This window comes from Amycolatopsis sp. QT-25 (assembly GCF_029369745.1).
Classification (GTDB): Bacteria; Actinomycetota; Actinomycetes; order Mycobacteriales; family Pseudonocardiaceae; genus Amycolatopsis.
In genome coordinates this window covers 1,006,786-1,022,955 of record NZ_CP120210.1, presented here as the reverse complement: position 1 = coordinate 1,022,955, position 16,170 = coordinate 1,006,786, and the positions used below count along the sequence as shown (strand labels likewise).

19 protein-coding genes are annotated in these 16,170 nt (G+C 68.3%); 7 read left to right on the top strand and 12 right to left on the bottom strand.

All coding sequences use genetic code 11. The features are described 5' to 3' along the window. The first annotated feature begins 30 nt into the window (after positions 1-30). Positions 31-1,428, top strand: coding sequence for a hypothetical protein (locus P3102_RS05115; protein WP_276366941.1), 1,398 nt, complete (start codon positions 31-33; stop codon positions 1,426-1,428). 40 nt (positions 1,429-1,468) lie between these two features. On the opposite strand, the gene P3102_RS05110 is transcribed toward P3102_RS05115, so the two are convergent. The 7 genes from P3102_RS05110 to P3102_RS05080 form a co-directional block, all read right to left on the bottom strand. Further along, on the bottom strand, positions 1,469-2,086 hold the full coding sequence (locus P3102_RS05110) for a hypothetical protein (protein ID WP_276366940.1): 618 nt from the start codon (positions 2,084-2,086) through the stop codon (positions 1,469-1,471). Between the two features lie 115 nt (positions 2,087-2,201). Next, positions 2,202-2,546, bottom strand: a complete 345-nt coding sequence (locus P3102_RS05105) for a hypothetical protein (protein WP_276366938.1) — start codon at positions 2,544-2,546, stop codon at positions 2,202-2,204. 32 nt (positions 2,547-2,578) lie between these two features. Next, positions 2,579-3,439, bottom strand: coding sequence for a PD-(D/E)XK nuclease family protein (locus P3102_RS05100; RefSeq protein ID WP_276366935.1), 861 nt, complete (start codon positions 3,437-3,439; stop codon positions 2,579-2,581). Positions 3,440-3,611: 172 nt separating this feature from the next. Then, entirely contained in the window at positions 3,612-4,241 is a 630-nt protein-coding gene (locus P3102_RS05095) for a MarC family protein (protein WP_276366934.1), read from the bottom strand. Continuing rightward, a complete protein-coding gene (locus tag P3102_RS05090) occupies positions 4,238-5,101 on the bottom strand; it encodes a PHP domain-containing protein (protein WP_276366932.1) in 864 nt (287 codons plus the stop codon). The genes P3102_RS05095 and P3102_RS05090 overlap by 4 nt, the downstream gene beginning before the upstream one ends. Positions 5,102-5,152: 51 nt before the next feature. Next, positions 5,153-5,713, bottom strand: a complete 561-nt coding sequence (locus tag P3102_RS05085; protein WP_276366931.1) for a PH domain-containing protein — start codon at positions 5,711-5,713, stop codon at positions 5,153-5,155. A 24-nt stretch (positions 5,714-5,737) separates the two neighbouring features. Continuing rightward, positions 5,738-5,899: a hypothetical protein gene (locus P3102_RS05080; RefSeq protein WP_169812906.1), complete on the bottom strand. Its 162-nt coding sequence runs from the start codon at positions 5,897-5,899 to the stop codon at positions 5,738-5,740. Positions 5,900-6,085: 186 nt separating this feature from the next. On the opposite strand from P3102_RS05080, the gene P3102_RS05075 reads away from it, so the two are divergent. Beyond that, the gene (locus P3102_RS05075) at positions 6,086-6,514 is read left to right on the top strand and encodes an NUDIX domain-containing protein (RefSeq protein ID WP_276366929.1); all 429 of its coding nucleotides are present in this window, start codon (positions 6,086-6,088) and stop codon (positions 6,512-6,514) included. Between the two features lie 257 nt (positions 6,515-6,771). Here P3102_RS05075 and P3102_RS05070 read toward each other — a convergent pair whose 3' ends face one another. Then, positions 6,772-7,875, bottom strand: coding sequence for a DUF2332 domain-containing protein (locus P3102_RS05070; RefSeq protein WP_276366927.1), 1,104 nt, complete (start codon positions 7,873-7,875; stop codon positions 6,772-6,774). A 33-nt stretch (positions 7,876-7,908) separates the two neighbouring features. Then, entirely contained in the window at positions 7,909-8,412 is a 504-nt protein-coding gene (locus P3102_RS05065; RefSeq protein WP_276366925.1) for a MaoC family dehydratase, read from the bottom strand. Positions 8,413-8,735: 323 nt separating this feature from the next. Here P3102_RS05065 and corA point away from each other — a divergent pair, with 323 nt between their 5' ends. From corA to P3102_RS05050, 3 genes are all read left to right on the top strand, one after another. Beyond that, positions 8,736-9,824, top strand: a complete 1,089-nt coding sequence (gene corA, locus P3102_RS05060; RefSeq protein WP_125780955.1) for a magnesium/cobalt transporter CorA — start codon at positions 8,736-8,738, stop codon at positions 9,822-9,824. Positions 9,825-10,002: 178 nt separating this feature from the next. Then, positions 10,003-10,656 (top strand): metallophosphoesterase, encoded by a 654-nt coding sequence (locus P3102_RS05055; protein ID WP_276366924.1) that lies wholly within the window; start codon positions 10,003-10,005, stop codon positions 10,654-10,656. Beyond that, positions 10,653-11,492 (top strand): chromosome partitioning protein ParB, encoded by an 840-nt coding sequence (locus P3102_RS05050; protein ID WP_276366922.1) that lies wholly within the window; start codon positions 10,653-10,655, stop codon positions 11,490-11,492. Before P3102_RS05055 ends, P3102_RS05050 begins: the two co-directional genes overlap by 4 nt. A gap of 95 nt (positions 11,493-11,587) precedes the next feature. On the opposite strand, the gene P3102_RS05045 is transcribed toward P3102_RS05050, so the two are convergent. Then, positions 11,588-13,105, bottom strand: coding sequence for an MFS transporter (locus P3102_RS05045; protein ID WP_276366921.1), 1,518 nt, complete (start codon positions 13,103-13,105; stop codon positions 11,588-11,590). A 121-nt stretch (positions 13,106-13,226) separates the two neighbouring features. Here P3102_RS05045 and P3102_RS05040 point away from each other — a divergent pair, with 121 nt between their 5' ends. Further along, a complete protein-coding gene (locus tag P3102_RS05040; protein WP_276366919.1) occupies positions 13,227-13,904 on the top strand; it encodes a TetR/AcrR family transcriptional regulator in 678 nt (225 codons plus the stop codon). Positions 13,905-13,994: 90 nt separating this feature from the next. On the opposite strand, the gene P3102_RS05035 is transcribed toward P3102_RS05040, so the two are convergent. Then, positions 13,995-14,918, bottom strand: coding sequence for a hypothetical protein (locus tag P3102_RS05035; RefSeq protein WP_276366917.1), 924 nt, complete (start codon positions 14,916-14,918; stop codon positions 13,995-13,997). A 199-nt stretch (positions 14,919-15,117) separates the two neighbouring features. Here P3102_RS05035 and P3102_RS05030 point away from each other — a divergent pair, with 199 nt between their 5' ends. Beyond that, positions 15,118-15,318, top strand: coding sequence for a PspC domain-containing protein (locus P3102_RS05030; RefSeq protein WP_034313416.1), 201 nt, complete (start codon positions 15,118-15,120; stop codon positions 15,316-15,318). A 7-nt stretch (positions 15,319-15,325) separates the two neighbouring features. Here the strand turns inward: P3102_RS05030 and P3102_RS05025 are convergent, their stop codons facing one another. Beyond that, positions 15,326-16,087, bottom strand: coding sequence for an NPP1 family protein (locus tag P3102_RS05025; RefSeq protein ID WP_276366915.1), 762 nt, complete (start codon positions 16,085-16,087; stop codon positions 15,326-15,328). Positions 16,088-16,170 lie beyond the last annotated feature (83 nt).

Sequence of the window (16,170 nt, the reverse complement as noted above, 5' to 3'; positions counted from 1 at the left end):
TCAGACCGACACGTGGGGAGCCAGGGGCACGTGAGCGAACGCTGGGACGCCGCGCCGGACGACGAACCGGCGCGGCCCGTGCCCGCCGATCTCGAACAGCCGTCGAGCGGTGCCGAACCGCGGACGGCCGAAAACGCGATCGGCACCGAAGACGTGCTGGACGCCGAACCCGCCACGGCGGTGGCCACCGAGCCGCCGCTGGGCGGGAAACGCGCCCGGCGCTCGCCGTGGAACCGCCCGCGGGATCGGGTGATCGCCGCGGCGATCGTGCTGATCGTCGCCGTCACCGGCGTCGTCATCGGGGTGAACAGCGACAACGCGGCGACCGTCGCGCAGGTCGCCAACACCATGCCGCCCGGGCTTCCGCCCGCACCGGCGGAAGTGCCCGGCTCGCTGACCGAGCTGTGGCAGGCACCGAGTTCCTCCACCCCCGTCCCCATCGGCGAGGCCAACAGCGTCGTCACCGCGGACAAGGGCGAGGTACTCGGCCGGGATCCGTACACCGGGGACGTCCGGTGGCGTTATTCCCGCGATCTCGAACTGTGCACCGTCGCGCTCGCCGGGATCAAGGTGGACGCGGTGTACCGCAAGGACACCGGCTGCAGCGAAGTCACCCAGCTCGACGCCGGCACCGGGCGCCGCACGGCGCAGCGCAACGGCGACGCCGAACTCGGCACCCGGCTGATCGTCGACGGATCGCACGTCACCACGACCGGCAAGAAACTCCTGAACACCTGGCGCGACGACCTGGTCAAGAGCATGGAATACGGCCAGGTCCCCGCCATCGTGAACCCGAACAAGCAGCCGAGGACCGGCTGCACCTACGGCACGGTGGCCGCCGCGGCGGGCAAGATCGGCGTGATCGAACGCTGCCCGGGCGACCCGGCCGACCGCTTCACCGTCTACCGCGCGACCAACGACGAAGCCGACGACCCGAAGGTCGACTACAGCACCGTGCTCGCCGGCAAGAACGCGAAGCTCCTCGCGATGTCCGGCGATCTCGCGCTGATCGTGCTGCCCGAACAGAAACTGCTGGTGATCTACGGCGGCGACGGCCTGCAGAAGTCGGCGTACCCGCTCGACGTGCCCGACGCGGACATCACGCCGGACCCGGTGGGCGGCGTCATGACGACCGCGTGGACCGCGCAGGGCTTCTACTGGTTCACCGGTTCGAAGACCATGGCGTTCTCGCGCGAAGACCTCACGCCGCGCTGGACGTTGAACGACTCCGCCGGCCCCGGCATGACCTTCGGGGAGCAGTTGGTCGTGCCCATCCAGGGCGGGCTCGCCGTGCTGAACGAGCTGACCGGCACCACGATCCGCACCGTCGGTCTCGACAGGCGTGGCTACACCGGCCCGGTGGTGCTCTCGTCGGTCGGTCCGGTGCTGCTGGAGCAACGCGGTCCGACCCTGGTCGCGCTCAAGTGACCGGCGGGCGATAGCAAAGGTCCCTTGCTACCGCCCGCCGTCAGCGCGTCGTCGAGGGCTTCGAACGCAGCCGGTTGACTTCCTTCCAGCACCACTTGCCATCTTCGCTCGCGAGCGTGCCGGTGGCGGTGCCGAGTCGCCCTGCGATGCTCAGCGTGACGGCCACCGTGTACTTGGTTTCGGAGACCTTCGTGATCGCGCCGAGCGTGGCGTCCGACGCTTCGCCGACCCGGTCGATGACCTGGTCGAGGTCCCTTTCCGCGTTCATGCACTTGAGTGCCGTCGACGCGGTCCTGTCGTGGGCGTTGATGCCGTCGACGATCGCCTGCGCCGTGCCTTCCGGACCGGAAGGTTTGCCGGCCTTGTCGTCGCCGAGGAAGAACCCGGGAGCGACGAACCCGGTGATACCCAGCGTGGTCACCACCACGGCCGCGGCGGCGATGCCGACCAGCAGTCCGGTCTTGCCGTTCTTCGGTGGCGCGGGTGGCCCGCCGAAACCCGGTCCGTACTGCGGCCGGCCGTAACCGGGGTACTGCTGCTGCGCGTACGCCCCACTCTGGTCGTGACCGGCCTGCGGGTACTGCTGCCCTGGGTACTGGTGTTCTGGGTAGTGCTGCTGTCCGCCGTGGCCCTGGTCGGGCTGGGGCGGATAGGTCATCGACGGTGTCCTTCGTCCTCGCTGCGGGGCAGTGTGTTCATCCACGACGTGCCCACTGAGCCACAGTTTCGCAGCGTGAAAGGCTTTTCCGGTCGATGGCACTTTCCTGCCGCGGTCAGCTCCACCAGAACAGGCTCAGCGCGGCCGTCACGCTCACCACGACGCCGAGACCCGCGAAGCCCGCGACGCGGCCAGTGCGCCTATCTACCGTCCGCTGCGCCAGCAAGGCGAGCACCGCGGCGGCCGGGTGGCCGATCAGCATCAGCAGACCCGGCCCCGGCGCGCCGATGAACAGACAGACCGCGGCGATCGAAACGACGCAGACCGTCAGCACGGCCATGCCGGCCGCGAGCGATCCGGTCAGCCCGCGCCAGAATCGGCCGCCTTGGGGCGCCGCGGGCTCATTGCGCTCCGTGGGCGGGGGTGTGGTCGTGAGCTGTTCGGTGTCCGGTGACGACACGTCCTGTCTGTCCCATCGTCGAATCTGGAGAGCTAGGGCGCCAGCAACTCCCACGGCTGAGCCGCGGGCCCGGCCTCCTGGCCTGCCGCGCAACTGGGCCGGAAGTCGCACCATGAGCAACGGCGACCCGGGCGCGCCGGGAACACCACGTCCCCGTCGCCGCCGGCCTTCAGGGTATCCGTTGCCAGGCGCAGGTCCCCGGCGGTCTCGTCGGCGCGCTGAAGGTGCCGCTTGAGGCTCTTCTCGGTGTGCTCGGCGGCCGCGATGGTCCCGGTGGGCACGTGATGGAGCTCGACCTGGTAGCACGGCGTCCGCAGCGTCCGGGCCGCGGCGACCGCGTACAGCGCCAGTGCCTGCGAGGAGCGCGCCTCGTACTCGTCCGGCTCACGACGGCCGGTCTTGTAGTCGATGATCACCAATTCCCGGCCGCGCTGGTCGATGCGGTCCGCGCGGCCCTCGATGATGAGGCTGGGCCCACTGCCCGGCTCGAGCGTGACGGGCGCCGAAACCCAGCGCTCCAGGCCGACCGGATCGACGCTGACGTCGTTGTGCTCGACGTACTCCGCGACCCAGGCCTTCGCCCTGGCTCGGTACCGGGCGGCCTGGTCGGTGTCTTCGAACCCGGCGTCCTTCCAGTGTTCGGCGACGAGCGCCATCGCCCGGTGCGGCACGCGCTTGCTCACCGGCAGGTCGAACAACGCGCGCAAAGCGTTGTGCACCACCGCACCGAGTGTGCTGTGCGCCCACGCGCCGGTGCGTGCCGGGGACGGGCGGTCCAGATACGACATGCGGTAGCGGCGCGGGCAATCTTCGAACGTCGCGAGGCGCGCGGGCGAAACCTTCGTCAGCTTGCGCGGCGCCTCGACACCGAAGTCGAAACCAATCTGCTCCATCGGATCACCCCGCCCGCAACGCTACGCACCCCCACCGACACTTTTCGAGGGGATCCCCAGGAAGGGAGCAAGGGACCTTTGCTATCACCGGCGCCCGGTCTCAAGTACATGAAGGCCCCCTTCCTGTACCCAGGCGCAAGGAAGGGGGCCTTCATGTACTCGCGAACGACCGTCACGCGCCCGAGATGAAGCCCTTCACCGAGTTCGCCACCAGCTCGACCGCGATCGAGGCCAGCAGCAGACCGGCGATCTTCGCCAGCAGCGTGATCCCGCTTTCCTTGATCAGCCGGATGACCACGCCCGAATACCGCATGCACAGGTACAGCACGAAGTGCACTGTCACGATCGAAAGCGCGAGAGCCACGTACGCGCCGACGTGCCCATCGGCCTGCCGTACGAAGACGATGGTCGCGGCGATCGCGCCCGGGCCGGCGAGCAGCGGCGTCCCGAGCGGCACGAGCGCGACGTTGACGTCGTCGCCCGCCGCCTCGGCCTCGCCGCCGGTCTTGCCGGTGAGCAGTTGCAGCGCGATGAGCAGCAGCAACAGCCCGCCCGCGCCTTGCAGCGCCGGGATCCCGATGCCGAGGTAGGACAGGATCGCTTGTCCCGCGACGGCGAACAGCGAGATCACCAGCAACGAGACCAGCACCGCCTGCCGCGCGGCCTTGGCACGGAACGCCACCGACTTCCGGCCGGTCAGGCTCAGGAACACCGGCACCGTGCCGGGCGGGTCCATGATGACGATCAGCGTGATCGTCGCGCTCATGAACAGGCGCGCGTCGAAGAAGTCCGTGATCGTCACCGGGTCACGACCTCGTAGCCGGTCGCCCGCGCGACGAGTTCTTCGTACGCGGCCGGGTCGGTGGTCTCGTCGCCGAGATCGATGGTCTTGTTCGTGCCGTGATAATCGCTCGACCCGGTGCGCACGAGTCCCAGCTCCCCCGCCAGCCCGTGCAGCCGGACGCGCGTCTCCTCGTCGTGGTTCGGGTGGTCGACCTCGACACCGGTGAGGCCGTGCCCGGCCAGCCCGGCGAGCACGTCGACGGTGATCGTCGCGCCGCGCGTGTAGGCGAAGGGATGCGCGATGACGGTGACCCCGCCCGCCGCCGCGATCATGTCGATCGCGTCTTCCACGAGCGTGTCCTGCCTTGCCACGAAGTATCCGCCGCCGTTGCCGAGGTAACTCCCGAAGGCCTCGTTCACCGACGAGACGACACCGGCCCGCACCAGGGCCTGCGCGAGGTGGGGCCGTCCGGCCGAACCGTCCTCGGGCAGCAGCGACATGACCTCGTCGGGATCGACCGGCAAGCCGTCGGCGGCCATCCGCTCGGCCATCACGCGCAGCCGCCAGCGCCGTTCCGACCGCAGCCGGGTCTGCTCGGCGACGACCGCCGGCGACGCCGGGTCGAAGAGGTACGCCAGGAGATGGACGCTGATGTGCCGTCCGGTCACCGGATCGACGGAGATCGTGGACAGCTCCGCGCCGGGCACCAGGGTGAGCCCCGGCGGAAGTGCCTCGGCGGCCGGGGCCCAGCCGGCCGTGGTGTCGTGATCGGTGATCGCGACGACGTCGAGGCCCGCCTTCGCGGCGGCGGCGATCAGCCCGGCAGGGCTGTCGGTACCGTCGGAGGCGGTGGAATGGGCGTGCAGGTCGATGCGCATCGCCGCCCAGTATCGACGATGCTCCAGGTCACAGCGACGCCGGGACCTGGGCTAACCGACCTTCTTCTTACCGCGTGCCGCACGCTGCGCCTTGATCATCGAGAAGCGCTCGGCCTGCTTTTGCTTGTCGCCGAAGACGAGCTCGGAAATCGTGTCGTAGAACTCTTCCGGCTTCGGCAGGTAGTCGATGCGGTTCAGCGCCTGGATCTGACCGGCGGACTCGACCACCATGGTCCCGTACCCCATCATCCGGCCCCACGCCGAACGTTCGTAGGTGAGGTCGGTGACCTTGGTGATCGGCATCATCAGCACTTTCGTGGTGAAGACACCGGTGGTCATCACGAACCGCTTGTCCGTGACCACCAGGCGTTCGACCCACCACTCCATCACCACGTACGCGAAGCGCAGGATGATGAGCAACGCGGCGTACCAGAGGATGTTCTGGATGATCCACGCGGCGGGCGGCAACAGGTAGGAGACCAGGACGCAGACGGCCAGCAGCGCGGCCGTCTCGAAGGTTTCCCACAACAGCACAGCCCAGTGCCGACGGATCCTGATGACCCGCCGTTCGGTGTCGAGAAGATACTCGTCTGGATCGCGTGGGGCGAACATACCGATAGAGTATCCGCTCCCCCGCTAGCTGAAGACGCTGCTGACGAAGGTGATCACCGATTCGGCCGAGTCACGCAGGAAGCCGATGATGTTTCCCACGAGGCCCGCGGCCTGACCTGGCTGCGCGATCACGAAGAACAGCACCAACGCGATTCCTGCGAAAGTGAGGAGCTTTTTCGCGTTCACAGCGATCAATCCTGTCTCTTACGGTGACTGACTGCGGATACTGGCTATTCATTTTGTACCGCACCTTCCACCCACGCGGGAGGGAAGTCCCGCGCTTGGGTCAGCCGGCGAGGGGAAGTGTACCGTACGGCTACTCTCCGTGTACAGGACAGCCGTTGTCAGGACGCCCGCGTCTACCATTCGGGAATGAACACCGTTTCGCACGGCACCGTCCGCTGTGTCGGCGGCATCGTCCATGACGACCTCGGACGGATTCTGCTGATCCGGCGCGCCAACGAACCCGGACGTGGACTGTGGTCGGTCCCCGGCGGACGCGTGGAACCGGGCGAAACGGACGAAGTGGCCGTGGTCCGGGAGATGCGCGAAGAAACCGGACTCGACGTGATGCCGGGCACATACGTCGGCAACGTCCGCCGCGGCCGGTACGACATCCACGATTACGCCTGCGCGGTCACCGGCGGCACTCTCCGTGCCGGGGACGACGCCGACGACGCCCGGTGGATCGACGCCGGAACCTTGAGCGAACTCGACAAAGAGGGCCGACTGGCCGAACTCCTGTTCGTCACTCTCCGCGACTGGGGAGTGCTGCCGACCGGGGACAGCGCGCCGTCTTGACGACCTGCTGTGTCCGATTCGGCGAAAAGCACGCGGAGACGAAGTGGCGCGAGAGGGAAAATTATCCTCCCCGATGCTTTGCCGACATCTTCGCAGAGCCGAATGGGTAAACCTGGACGCCGGGCCGGCCGCTGTCCGTGCGGGACGCCGTCGCGCACGGTGGTCGTGAGTGGCGTTTCGGGTCAGAACCCGAAACGCCACTCACGACCCTCTCGGCCATGCGCCAACGGCACGCCTGCCCACCGGCGGTGCGGGGGCTAAGCGGGGAGCCAGGTCATCCGCTGCCCGTGCGGCGCCGTCCTGGCCAGTGCCCGCACGTCCGGGACACCGGCGTCCCAGCGCACGAGGCCGAGCACAGCCTGATCCGCCGGTTCGGCCAGGTCGGCCCGGCCGGGCACCAGGTGCTCCAGCGCGGCGGCGTAGAACTCCTCGCTGACCCACCACAGCGGCCGGTCCGCGGCGAGTTCCCGCACCGCCTCGATGAAATCCGCCCGCCGCTCTCCCAGGTACGCGAGCACATGGCTGGTCAGCACGACGAGGGGCGCGTCGGCGGGAAGGGTGGCGGCCGCCGAGGCGAGGTCGTCGACGGCGTCACCGGCGATCAGGTCCGGCCGCTGCTTGCCCTGAGCCGCGGCGGCCGTGCGCAGGAGCCGGATCCGGTCCGGCTGGTCGGCCCAGACGCAGGCTTCGAGCCAGGCCAGTTCGTCTTCGTCGGCGAGATCCACCGGGGCGCGGTCGAGGCCGGCGCGGGCGGTGATCGTCAGCTTCTTCGGCACCTTCGGCGTGACTGCGCCGGGCGCGAGGTCCAGCGCGCAGTGCAGGCCCACCGCGGTCTTCGCGGGCCCGGCGGTGAGCTGCTCGCCGCCGTCGCACTGGTAGCGGTAGGCGTACTTGTCCAAGCCGAGCAGCAGCCCCGCGCTGCATCCGACCTCGAGCAGCGCGATCTTGCCGCCCGCCTCCTTCGCCGCCGTCGTCATCGCGGGGTAGAGCAGCGCGGCACGGCGGACCTCGTTGGTCTGCGTGTACCGCGAGGAGATGATCGCCCGCGCCTTGTCCGCCCGCTCCAGCAGGAACGAGCGGAACAACGGCCACGTCTCCGAGTCCACGCCGTCGAAACCGCCGACGGACGGGTAGTACCGCGAGAGCGGGTGGATCGGGTCGGCCTGGACGAGCCGGTGCGCGGTCGCCAAAAGGAGTGTTCCGCGCGCTTCACCGCCACGGGCGTCGGTCAGCAGGCCGGCCACGTCGTCGTCCTCGGACGCCTTCGTCGCCAAGTGCTCGTACAGCGGCGAAACACCGGCCGCTTCGACCGTCGCGAACCTCCGCAGACGGATCTTGATCTCATCCAGCCCGATGGGCATCGACGCGCTCCCTCTTCCCGTTCGTGACACCCATTATTCGTGCGGGACGGGGCGGCCGGGCTGCTCACCGCCCCTGCTGTCACCGTAGGACCGCTTCGGCACCATCACCTTGCGACGGAAGACACACACGATCGTGCCGTCCTGCTTGTAGCCCCGGGTCTCGACGTGGACTACCCCGCGGTCGTCCTTCGACTTCGACGGCGTCTTGTCCAGCACCTCGGTCTCGCCGTAGATGGTGTCGCCGTGGAAGGTCGGCTTCACGTGCTTCAGCGATTCGACCTCGAGGTTCGCGATCGCCTTGCCGGACACGTCCGGCACCGACATCCCCAGCAGCAGCGAGTAGACGTAGTTGCCGACCACGACGTTCTTGCCGAAGTCGGTGGTCTCCCCGGCGTAGTGCGCGTCGAGGTGCAGCGGGTGGTGGTTCATGGTGATGAGGCAGAACAGGTGGTCGTCGTACTCGGTGACCGTCTTGCCCGGCCAGTGCTTGTAGACCGCGCCGACCTCGAACTCTTCGTAATAGCGTCCGAACTGCACCCATTCCTCCTTGCGCGAGTAACGCGGCGTGAGCCTGGGACGACAGGCTTTCGTGTCGAGGAGTACCCTCGACCATTGGTGTCGGGTCGTCAACGCGACCCACACCACTGCGTAACCGTCCGCCGAGTCGAGGAGGTGAGGAACCCGATGTCCAGTGGCGATAGTCCGCTTCCCAGTAGTCGCAGCGTTTCCGCCTTCATCTCTCGCCGGATCCCCACCTGGCAGGGCTGACGAAACCGGGAACGCTGGCCTAGCCGAGCGGCCCCCGCCGCGCGGCCCGTCGTCTTCGCGCACCAACGCACGACGCCTGCCCAGGAGATCCCATGCCTGCCATTCCCTCGCTCGGCGGCCTTCGCGGCCGGAGCAACGGCCGCGCCAAAAGCGTTCCCGAACGCCCGCTGCCCGTCCCCCTTTCGGCGTACGTCGTCGACTGCGCGGTGTACGTGGAGGGCAAGCGCCTGCCCGGCCGTTGGACGCACGCCGAGGCGATCAAAGAGGTACGCAAACGGCACACGGGATTCGTCTGGATCGGCCTGCACGAGCCCGACGCCGTCCAGATCCAGGGCATCGCGGACACCTTCGGCCTGCACGAACTGGCCGTCGAGGACGCGCTCGAAGCACACCAGCGGCCCAAGCTGGAGCGCTACGACGACACGCTGTTCATGGTGCTGAAGACGGTCCGCTACGTCGAGCACGAGTCCCCCGCGACGGCCAACGAGATCGTCGAGACCGGCGAGCTGATGGCCTTCCTCGGCCGCGACTTCGTGATCACCGTGCGGCACGGGAACCACTCGGGGCTCGCCAGGCTGCGCCGCGAGCTCGACCAGGACCCCGAGCGGCTCGACCTCGGGCCGTCCGCGGTGCTGCACGCGATCGCGGACCACGTCGTCGACCACTACCTCGACGTCACCACGGCGATCGAGTCGGACATCGACGAGATGGAGACGCACGTCTTCGCGCCGCGCTCCAAGGTGAGCGCCGAGCAGATCTACTTCATGAAGCGCGAAGTGCTGGAGCTGCGCCGCGCCGTCATGCCGCTGGGCACGCCGCTGCAGCGCCTCGCCGAGGGCTACACGCGACTGATCCCGGACGAGGTCCGCTCGTACTTCCGCGACGTCTCCGACCACCTGACGACCGTGGCGGAGCGGGTCGCGAACTTCGACGAACTGCTGACCACCCTGGTGGACGCCACGCTGGCGAAGATCACGCTCCAGCAGAACACCGACATGCGCAAGATCACCGCGTGGGCGGCGATCATCGCGGTCCCGACGGCGCTCGCCGGCATCTACGGGATGAACTTCGACTACATGCCCGAACTGCATTGGCGCTTCGGTTATCCGGTGGCGATGACGGTCATCTTCGGCGTCTGCATCCTGCTCTACCGAATATTCAGGAAGAACCGCTGGCTCTGACCCTTCTTCCGCGTTCGGCAGTTCTGGAGTTCCCCCATGCCAAGGATCCTGACCAACCTCAAGTTCTGGGCGCTGGCCTTCTGCGTCGTCTGGCTGGGCATCGTGATCGCGATCATCGCCAAGGACCCCGCGTTCGCGCACGGCCCGAAGTAGCGCGTCCGGCATTACGCTGGAGCGTATGAAAGCGCTGGTCGTCGCGGACGAGGTCGAAGAGCGGTTGTGGACGTCCGCCGTCCACCACCTGCCGGCCGACCTCGGCCTCGTCGTCGGTGCCGGCGACCTGCCGTACGACTACCTCGAGTTCCTGGCGGGCGCGCTCGACGTGCCGTGTGTGTTCGTTCCCGGCAACCACGATCCCGACCTGTCCGGCTACACCCGCTACGGCGGACTGTCCCTGAAGGACGGTTTCCCGGCGGCGTGGCCGGGCCCGGCGGGCGCGGTGAACGCGGACGGCCGGATCGTCGACGTCGGCGGACTCCGCTTCGCCGGGCTCGGCGGTTCGGTCCGGTACAACGACGGCCCGAACCAGTGGACGCAACGCCAGCAGGCCCGGCGAGCGCGGCGACTGGTGCGCCGGGCCCGGTTCCGCCGCTGGCGGGACGGGCGGGACGTCGACGTCCTGCTCACCCACGCTCCACCGCGGCACTGCGGCGACCGGGAGGATCCGCCGCACCGCGGCTTCGACTGTCTTCACCGCACGATCGAGTCGTTGCGGCCGAAATGGTTGCTGCACGGGCATATCCACCCGCACGGCGAACCCGTGCCGGACCGGGTGGTCGGCGGAACCACGGTACGCAACGTGGTCGGGCACCGGATCATGGAGTTACTGTGAAAGACACCGGTTTTCCCCGGGCGGACGCGGAGCACGACTTCCTCCGCGCGCGACGGCGACAGGTCCTCTCCCGGCTGGCGACCTGGCTGCGCCGCGAGCCTGACGACGTCAACATCATGCTGCCGTTCCACGAGGTGGTGGACGCGCTCGGCTACCTCGGCGAGCGGAAGATCGGGGCGCGGGTGATCCGGCTCGATTCGATCGTCGGCAGCGTCGACCGCGGCCGTGACTTCGACCGCCGCTTCCGCCCGACCTCGGGCCGCGTCCGCGAACGCTGGGAACGGCTGGCCCTCGCGACCAGGCGCGGCGAGTCGATTCCGCCGATCGAGGTGTACCGCGTCGGCGAACTGCATTTCATCGTCGACGGGCACCACCGCGTTTCGGTGGCGCACGCGATGCGACTGTCCACGATAGAGGCGATGGTCACCGAGGTACGCACCAAAGTGGACCCGAGCGGGATCCGGTACCGCGGCGACCTGATCGTGAAGGACTACCGGCGGCTGTTCTTGGACCGTGTCCCGCTGTCCGGGCACGCGCGGGCTTCGACCGTGTTCACCGATCCGTGGGACTACGCGCGGCTCGGAGAGCATGTGGAGGCGTGGGGTTTCCGGCTGATGCAGGACGAAGGCGCGTACTCGGACCGCGCGACACTCGCGCAACGGTGGTTCGACGAGGAGTTCGTGCCGGTGGTGGCGATGCTGCGGCAGGCGGACCTGATCGGCGACCGGACCGACGCCGAGGCGTATCTGTGGGTGGCTTGCGAACGGTACCGGCTGATCCGGACGCATCGATGGGACGACGAGGTCTTCGAGGCCGTGCGCTCACGGTCCCGGTGACCGCCCTGGGTGAGAGCGCGCTTTGACTCACGACGTGAGATGAAAGGCCCCTTCATGGCAAAATTAGACATGAAGGGGCCTTTCATGTCGTCCCCCTACATGTGAACCGCGACCGGAGCCTCAGCCCCCTCCGGAGCCTTCGCCGGCGCACCCGGCCGCAGCAGCAGCCCGCAGATCACCGCACCGATGACGAAGATCCACCCGCCCCACACGAAAGCGGTCGTGTAACTGTGCACAGCCGCTTCGGCCGCGAGTTGCGGCGAAGGGGCTTTCCCGGCCAGGAACGACGTCGCCGCGTTTCCGGCGAGCGTGCTCAGCAGTGCGGTGCCGATCGAGCCGCCGACCTGCTGCGCGGTGTTGACCGCCGCCGACGCGACACCGGCGTCGCGCGTGTCGACGCCGAAGGTCGCGACGCTCATCGCGGGCGCCATGGCGAGGCCGATGCCGACGCCCATGATCATCAGCGGGAACAGCACCCCACCGGCGTAGGTGCTGGTGGTGTCGATGGCCGAGAGCCAGAACAGTCCCGCTCCGGCGATCAGCATGCCCAGTGACACCAACGGTTTCGCGCCGAACTTCGGCAGCAGCACGGCCGTCGCCGACGTCGCGCTGCCCATCAGGGTGGCCACCATCGGCAGGAAGGCGACCCCGCTCTGCACCGGCGTGAACCCGAGGTTCAGCTGGATGTAGAAGGTGAGGAACAGGAAGATCGAGAACATCCCGATGGCGAGCAGGAACATCGCGAGATACGAGCCACCGCGGTCACGGTCGAGCAGCACGCGCAGCGGCAGGAGCGGGTGTGCGGCACGCTGCTGGAGTACCACGAACGAGATGAGCAGCACGACACCGGCGGCGAGGAAGCCCCAGACCGAGATCGAGGACCACGAGTCGCGCTCGGCGTTCGAGAAGCCGTAGACCAGGGCGAAAAGGCCGGCCGACGCGGTGATCGTGCCAGGGATGTCGAGCTTCGGGCGTGGGCCGTCGGTCTCGGAGTTCTTCAGCAGCACGGCCGAACCGGCGAACGCGATCACCGCGAAGACGATGTTGACGTACATCGACCAGCGCCAGTCGAGGTACTCGGTCAGCACTCCGCCGAGCAGCAGGCCGATCGCCGCGCCGCCACCGCCGATCGCGCCGAAGACACCGAAGGCCTTACCGCGTTCCTTCGGGTCGGTGAAGGTCGTGGTCAGCAACGAGAGGGCCGCCGGGGCGAGCAGCGCGCCGAAGACACCCTGTGCGGCACGGGCGACGAGCAGCATTTCGATGCTGGTGGCGGCTCCGCCGATCGCCGACACGATGGCGAAACCGGCGAGCCCGACGAGGAAGGCACGTTTGCGGCCGAAGAGGTCCGCGAGCCGCCCGCCCAGCAGGAGCAGGCTGCCGAACGCGAGCGCGTAGGCGGTGACGACCCACTGCCGGGCGTCGTTCGAGAAGCCGAGATCTTGCTGCGCCGACGGGAGCGCGATGTTCACGACGGTGGCGTCGAGCACCACCATCAGCTGGGCGAGGCCGATCATCACCAGGATCAGCCATCTCCTGGCGTGGTGCGGGTCGGTGCGCTGGGCGGCCGCGTCCCCTGGCGGCGTGACGACAGCGGCGGATGACTCAGGCATACGGGCGGTTTCCTCACGAATAGTGACGAAGAAGCTATGTGGAGTAGGTATCTCCCCTTTCGTGGCCAAGGTACACAAGAAGTGGAGAAGTGTCCTCTACTTCGTTTGTTAAGCTGGACGGATGGCTCGGGACCTCGCTCCCGCCGCATCGGCGCGGCCGCTGCGGCGCGACGCTGAACTCAATCGGCAGCGCATCATCGCGGCGGCACGCGATGTCTTCGGCGAACGCGGGCTCGAAGCGACGCTCGATGACGTCGCGCATCACGCCGGGGTCGGTGTCGGCACCGTCTACCGACGCTTCCCGAGTAAGGAACACCTGGTCGAGGCCATGTTCGTCGACCAGTTCGAGACCATCCGGCAGTTCGCCGAAGAGGCCCTGCGCGCCGACGATCCCTGGGCAGGCTTCACCACCTTCACCTGGCGCGCGGCCGAGCTGCACGCCGGTGACCGCGGGTTACGTGAAGTCATGCTGTCGAACGTCTTCGGCCAAGAGCGCGTCGCCGAGGCGAAAACGCGCATGGTGCCGTTGATCACACAGCTCGTCGAACGCGCTCAGGCCGCCGGTGTCCTCCGCGCCGATTTCGTGCCGACGGACATACCGCTCCTGCATCAGATGATCGGCTCGGTCATCGAGTTCACGCACGGGATCCAGCCGGACCTGTGGCGCCGGTGCCTCGCGATGCTGCTGGACGGCCTGCGCGCCGAACCCGGCCGCACCACGCCGCTGCCGCATCCGCCGCTGGACTTCGAGGCACTGGACGAGGCGATGTGCTCCTTCCGGCTACCCAGGCTGCGCTAGCCCCCTCCGCAATTAGTCACCTACTTGCGGCGTCGGCGGACGTCACGTGGCACTCGGCGGCCGCAAGTAGGTGACTAATTGCGGGGGGCGTCAGGGGAGCTTCGGGAACACCGCCACCGCGACCTCCCGTGCCGCCGCGCAGGTGGCGTTCTCCGGTGCCCCGTCGACGCCGACCACCGAAAGCGTCGCCTGTTCGACCCGGTCCGGGGTGCCCGGGATCGGGCGGTGCGTGGTCACCTGGCAGAACGCTCCCGACGTGGTGACCTGGACCTGTCGTCCGCCCAGCGCCTCCGTCGCGCCCGGCGTGGTGTCCGCCCCGACCGACAGCGAGAAGCTGACCTTGCCACGAATGCAGCTGTGTCCGGACAGCGCCGGGGCCGGTTTGGTCTCCGCGCCGGCGGCGGCGTCGAGTTCGTGCTGGTCGAGTGGCGCGCACGGGGCGACCCGGCCCCACGAGCGCTGGTCGAGGTTCAGCCGTCCGACCTGGCCCGCGCTGATCACCCCCGCCGCACTGCCGACGGTCGCGTCGGCGATCCGGCAGCGGGCGGTCTGGTCGGCCGGGGCCGTGTCGTCGGAGGTGACGGCGATCGACAGCCGGATCCCGTCGGCGAAGGTCAGCAGCCGGGTGCAGGCGGTGGCCTCGTTGAACGTCGACTGCTGGACGCTGACGCCCTCCGGCAACGGTCCGTCGTATTCGTAGGGCTGATTGTTCGGATCCTGCCCGGAAGTGATCGGGCCGGTGGTCACGGTGTAGCGATTGGCGCCCTCGACGAATTCGAGGCGGCAGAACTCGAAAGAGGTCAGCGGCGGCTTGACCGCGTTTCCGCCGCCGAGCACTTTTCGCTGGTCGACGAGGCTGCAGTAATCGAGCGACGAGTATTCTCCGAGCGCCGCGGAAGCGGTCAGGGCCTCCTCACCCGCCGTGGTCGACGGCGTCACCGCCGGCCCCGGGGTGGAACAGGCCGCGGCGAGGAACAGGCCGCAGAATACTGCGCTGAGTCTCTTCGGAGGCACCGGAGCAGTATCGTCAAAAGATCGCGGAACACCAGCCCCTACGGGCGAAGAACACAGGGGCAGGCGCGTTTTCCCAGGTGAATGCCTTACCGGGATTTCACGCCCTTAGGGGTTCGTTTCGTTCCGCGGTGGGATGCGGTGCGGCCGTCATGGGACGAGAATGGGTTTCACACAACGTGACGACCGAAAGGGAAGAACCGTGACGAACCCCGTAGCCGCCCGCCTGACCCGCCCGCGCCAGGGCCGCATGATCGGCGGCGTCTGCGCCGGTCTCGCCAAACGCTTCGGCACCACGCCGGGCAAGGTCCGCCTGCTCGCCGTGCTGTCCTGCCTGCTGCCCGGCCCGCAGTTCATCGTCTACCTCGTGCTGTGGCTGGCCCTGCCCGAGAGCGAGTACTGAGCCTGCCTCACGCGTAGGGATCGAACGGGATGCCCGCCGGTTTGGCCTTGCCCAGGTTGCGTTCGAAGGAGCCGTCCTCGATCGCGAGGCTCGCACTGCCGAAATCGGCGCGGACGAGGGTGTCCCGGATACCGGGCGGGAACCTGTCCCAGCTGACGAGGTCCGGGTACTGCCAGACCCGGTAGTGGTTCTCCGGCGGTTCGGTGGCGCTCGCGACGCGGAAACAGTGGGTGCTCACACCGTCCTTGTGATAGACGATCTTCGGATGGGTCCCCTCCCAAGAGACCTGGGAGCGGTCGTAAGTGGAGTAGTCGCCGTGCGCGGACGTCGAGACGTAGCGGGCTCGGCCTTCGTGGACCCACACGACGACGTGCTCGATGTCGTGTCGGTGCCCGCAGCAGTCGATGCCCGGGACGGCCTGGTCCTTTTCGAAGTACAGGTCGTACAGGTGGGCGCACCAGCCGTTGTCGCACTTCGACCGCGCGTAGGAGTTGGTGTTGTCGAGGTCTGACCGGTCCCGGCACTGACCATTGAGGGCCCCGGAGTTCTTGAGCCCGGTGGCCACCGCGCCGGTCGGCGAGATGGCGGGTGTGGGATAGCAGCCGTCGGTGTCGTAGTCGAACGCAGGCTGCCAGGTGCGGTCGGCGTCGGTCGCGTTCGATGGCAGGGCCGGTGGTGGTTCGGCCCAAGCGACGGCCGGGGCGAGCGTGGTGATGAGGACCGCGCCGACGAGGCCCTGCAGGAGACGGCGTTGCGGCTTCTTCGGCAAGACGGGCGCCCTTCTCTCGGTACCGGTTGCGGAGCCGAGGATCCACGATGGCCCGGTGAGGGGTAAACCGCCGAAGTGGTGCA